At 31.3% G+C, this 4,363-nt stretch carries 3 protein-coding genes and 1 pseudogene; all 4 read right to left on the reverse strand.

The genetic code is table 11. From position 1 onward, the window contains the following. Nucleotides 1–385 precede the first annotated feature (385 nt). A complete protein-coding gene (rrp42, locus tag Q0138_RS07655) occupies nucleotides 386–1,177 on the reverse strand; it encodes an exosome complex protein Rrp42 (RefSeq protein ID WP_297982930.1) in 792 nt (263 codons plus the stop codon). Nucleotides 1,178–1,192: 15 nt separating this feature from the next. Next, the gene (gene rrp41 / locus Q0138_RS07660; protein ID WP_297982936.1) at nucleotides 1,193–1,894 is read right to left on the reverse strand and encodes an exosome complex exonuclease Rrp41; all 702 of its coding nucleotides are present in this window, start codon (nucleotides 1,892–1,894) and stop codon (nucleotides 1,193–1,195) included. 494 nt (nucleotides 1,895–2,388) lie between these two features. Then, nucleotides 2,389–3,189: pseudogene (gene rrp4 / locus Q0138_RS07665) on the reverse strand (exosome complex RNA-binding protein Rrp4); the annotation flags it as partial. Between the two features lie 338 nt (nucleotides 3,190–3,527). Further along, nucleotides 3,528–4,232 (reverse strand): ribosome assembly factor SBDS, encoded by a 705-nt coding sequence (locus Q0138_RS07670; RefSeq protein ID WP_297982932.1) that lies wholly within the window; start codon nucleotides 4,230–4,232, stop codon nucleotides 3,528–3,530. Nucleotides 4,233–4,363: the final 131 nt, after the last annotated feature.

A 4,363-nucleotide genomic window follows, 5' to 3' on the forward strand; every position in this document is an offset into this window, starting at 1 on the left:
ATAAAAACAAATTTTATAAATAAAAAATTCTCTAATCTTTAAAATAAAAATAAATGAAATTATTAAAGAAATTGAAAATTATTAAAATTATGGACTTGTTTTAAAAAAAATTTTAAAAATTATTAAAAATTCTTATAAAAATTTAAAAAATTAATAAAAATCCTTATAAAAAAAATTTTAAAAATTATTAAAAATCATTGCAAAAATTTAAAAAATAAAAATCCTTATAAAAAAAATTAGAAAAAAATAAAAAAGAAATTCAAATAATAAAAAATTAAAAATACCATTAATTGATTTAATTAATGATATTTTAAAAATAACAATTTTTTAATTTTGATCATGCTTAATTAAACTTAAACCATATCAAACTGATTAATTGCTAAATTTAATCCAAATAACTTAATAAGTCATCTTTAGTAGTGAATGCCATATGTACAGCATCAAGGATTTCATCTCTTGTTAAAGGAACTTCTCCACCTTTTTGCATGGAACAAATGTGGTTTCCTTCATCAGTTACCCCAACAGTTATTCTAGCATCCAAGATTTCCTCTTCCTCTAAAGAAGGATCCAATATTAAACCATTGCCTATTTTTACAAAAGTGGATAAAGCCAATTTATCCCTTACAGGCAAATCAATAGTTTCATCTTCAGATAAAACAACTTCTTCATCCTCATAAGTAGCAATAGGTAATTTGGTGTTTAATAAAGCTGCCATTACAGCAAGGTTTGCTGCATCAAAGAGATTTCCATCATAATCGATTACATGCAAGTCAATGAAAAGCATCCAAACTTTTTTGCCTTCCTCAATACAGAGTTTTTCTAAATCAACCAATTCACTTTCACGAATTCCACGATCCACTACACGGGCAAGCTCAATGGATTCAGGACTAGGTGGACCTGGTTCAAAACCTGGAGCAGCCATTGGTAAAAGTTCACAATTGGTCATCAATACACCTAAATTAGGAGTGTCAGCAAAGGGTTCGCCAATACTTGGCTTTACACCTACAATAACTTGGGTGTCACCTAATTTAACTCTTGCAGAACCTTCTGCCTTATCAATAATATTAGGTTCAATGAAAATATCCCTTCTTTCATCAAAAGCTCTACCATCAGCTCTTTTACCATCATTTATAAGTCTTGTAATACTTTTTCTAGTAATTTCCGGTACGATATCCATATTTTCACAACCTAATTATTTAGAACTATACCTGTTTTTAAGTGCTTCATGCTGGATTTCACTAATTTTTCTACAACCTTCCATAGCTAAATCCAAAGCCTTTTCAAATTCCTCTTCAGTTAAGTTACCGTCAGCTTGGAGCAAGGTAATTTCACCTGTTCTTGGCATGATTACAATAGGTACGTCTGCTTGTCCTTCCTTATCCTCTTTTTCAGATAAGTCAAGTACGATTTCATCATTTACCTTACCGGCTGCACATCCCACTACAATATCCTTCATTGGAATACCTGCATCAGCCAAAGCGACAGCAGCTGCAGTGATTCCTGCACAACGGGTTCCGCCTTCAGCTTCAATTACTTCAATTGAAACATCAACCATTGATCTTGGGAATGATTCCAACATTAATGCAGGCCTGAGTGCATCAGCTGCAATTTTTGAAATTTCAGTAGATCTTCTGTCTGGACCTGGTCTTTTACGGTCATCTACTGAAAATGGAGCCATATTATATCTTACTCTAATTACACCGGTATTTGGTTTTAATAAACGTCTGATATAAGATTCTCTTGGACCATAAACAGATGCTAAAATTTTATTTCCACCTACTTCCAAATAAGCTGAACCATCTGCTCTTTTCAAGACTCCAGCTTCTATTTTAATTGGACGGAGTTCATCAAAAGCTCTTCCGTCTCCTCTAATTTTTCCATCTTCTGAGATAATAAAAAACACCTCTTCAAATCACATTATTCAATAATCAATAAGCATTAATGAATTTTAAAATTCAACATCTAAATATTTCTCCTTTGTGAAATGTTTAAAGTAGGAGATTTGGAATTGTCTGCACGACTAATGTCAAAAGAAGATTTATTTTTCTTTTTTTGTTCATTAATGTATTCAAAGGTATCTAAAAATTTAGGTTTTTTAGAATTGCCCTCATCCTTCTCTTCTCCATCTTCTTCATCTTCACTTTCAGAATCTTCTTCAGAATCTTCTTCAGAATCCTCTTCGGAAATAGCTTCACCTATAACTTCTTCAAGTTCCTCATCTGAAATGTCTTCTTCAGAAACTTCTTCATCATCTTCAGAATCTAAATCTTCATCCTCTTCAGAATCTTCTTCAAAGTCTTCTTCAGAATCTTCATCCTCTTCAGATTCAGCTTCAACATCATCTTCAGAAACTTCTTCCTCGAAATCCTCTTCAGAGTCTTCATCTAAAGCCATTTCTTCAGCCAATTCTCTTTCAACTTCCTCTCTGAAATCTTGAAGTTCAGGTTTCTTTAAGCCTTCTTCGAAAGCCTCTTGCTTAATTTCCTCAGTTTCCTCTTCCACTTCCTCTTCTGGAAGTTCTCCATCAATAAGTAAGCAAAGCTTGTTTTTGATTCTGTCAGTTAAACCTGAGGTATGAGCTTCCCTTTCGATTAATTTGATAATGCTTTTAACGATTTGTTCCATGTCTTCATTACCTTTAACCCAAACAAGACCATTCTGACCGACTACAATCTTACAGCCAGTCTTATCCTTGATCATATTAATCATGGAACCTTTCTTACCAATTAAACGAGGGACTTTGGTTGGAGCAATGTCTACAATAACACCGCCTCTGAATTTACCCATTCCACGGCCTTTTAAGCCTAATTTAACTTTTTTAACTTCATCAACATCAACGATTCTTAAGAAAAGAACATCACCAATGTCAAAGACTCTGCTTAATTCCTTTTTCTCTCTTCCAAACACTTCAGATGCAGGTAAAATACCGGAGTATGGTGAGTTAATGTCTACTCCCCACATTGAAAATCTCACATCGTCAATTTTACCGATAACTACATCTCCTTTTTTAGGAAGATATTTGCTTTTTAGAGGAATTACACTTATTTTCTTATTTCTTAAAGAAACTAAACCCAAGAGTTTGGAACATATTTTTCCATTGTCCTCAAAGGTTCCTCTTCCTGAATAATAATCATCTTCTGCCAATAATTCTCCAGGAACAACTAAATCTTTTTCATTCACATATATCATATATATACTTCCCATAAGAGTATATTAAAGTTCTACCACGACAAAAATAATTAAACAATCTTTAAACAATAATTTAAGAATATTCCATCCGGATAATTATGATTCAATTAATAATTCATCTTCTTTAATTAAATACTTTACACTTAAACTGAAAAATCAAATAAATGCATCTTACACATAATCGAAAAAAATCAAATTAAATAACTAAAAACACATTAAACCAAAAAACCATAAAAATAAATAATTATTTAATTCATAAACACCATTTCAATTTCACATTTAATTTATCACTAAGATTTCAAATTCTCCAATTATCCAAAATTCAAAAATCACTGATTTTATTTAATTACTTTAGTTTCAGCTTCTCCTCCTGAGATAGAAGCCATTTTATGATTAAAATCATCTTGAAGACCACCAGACATTTCCACAATAGCTATCCAAGATCCATCCTGTTGCCATTCCTCATTAAGAATTTTGCCGAATGGATGAATAGCGGAATATGCGCTGCCTGCAGCAGTGCTTGGCAATCTGACAGCCATTTTTATTTTTTCAAATTTAATTGGAATTAAAACTTTAATTGCCTTTAAAGCTATTTGAACTTGTTGGTCAACTGATTTGAATGCATCAATTTTAACTTTAGCCTCATTCATAGCGTTTTCAATACGCATTGGAGGATGAGGAAGACCGTTTTGAGGATTTATACCTTCCCTTGCAATTACTGCAATGACCTGTTTTCTTTTTTCTTCCTGCATTTGTCTTCTTTGTTCTGCAGTCAATTGAACATTTCCCTTATGAAGGATCTGTTCAGCAACTTCCAGAACATCAGTGGTTTGAAATACCTTATTCATAGATTCTTCAGAAGCCTTATCTCCTTTTTTAGAATCTTTAAATATTTCTTCAACAGCCAAGATATCTTCAATGTCAATATCTTTTTCATTATCAGGATTTCTAAAGTCTGCAGCTAAATCAGGATCAACTAAAATTTCAAATTTTTCACCGAAAGATTCTAATCTTGCAATAATAGCATCATCTATATTTACCATGCTAGCCACCTAATACCAATATAATTTGATTTTTAAAATATTCATTTAAATCTATTAAAAAAAAAAACAAATTTAAATAAATATTTTTTTTATAAAATAATTTAAAATAGTTTTAAATAATTTTAAATAAT

This window comes from uncultured Methanobrevibacter sp. (assembly GCF_937906425.1).
GTDB lineage: Archaea > Methanobacteriota > Methanobacteria > Methanobacteriales > Methanobacteriaceae > Methanobrevibacter.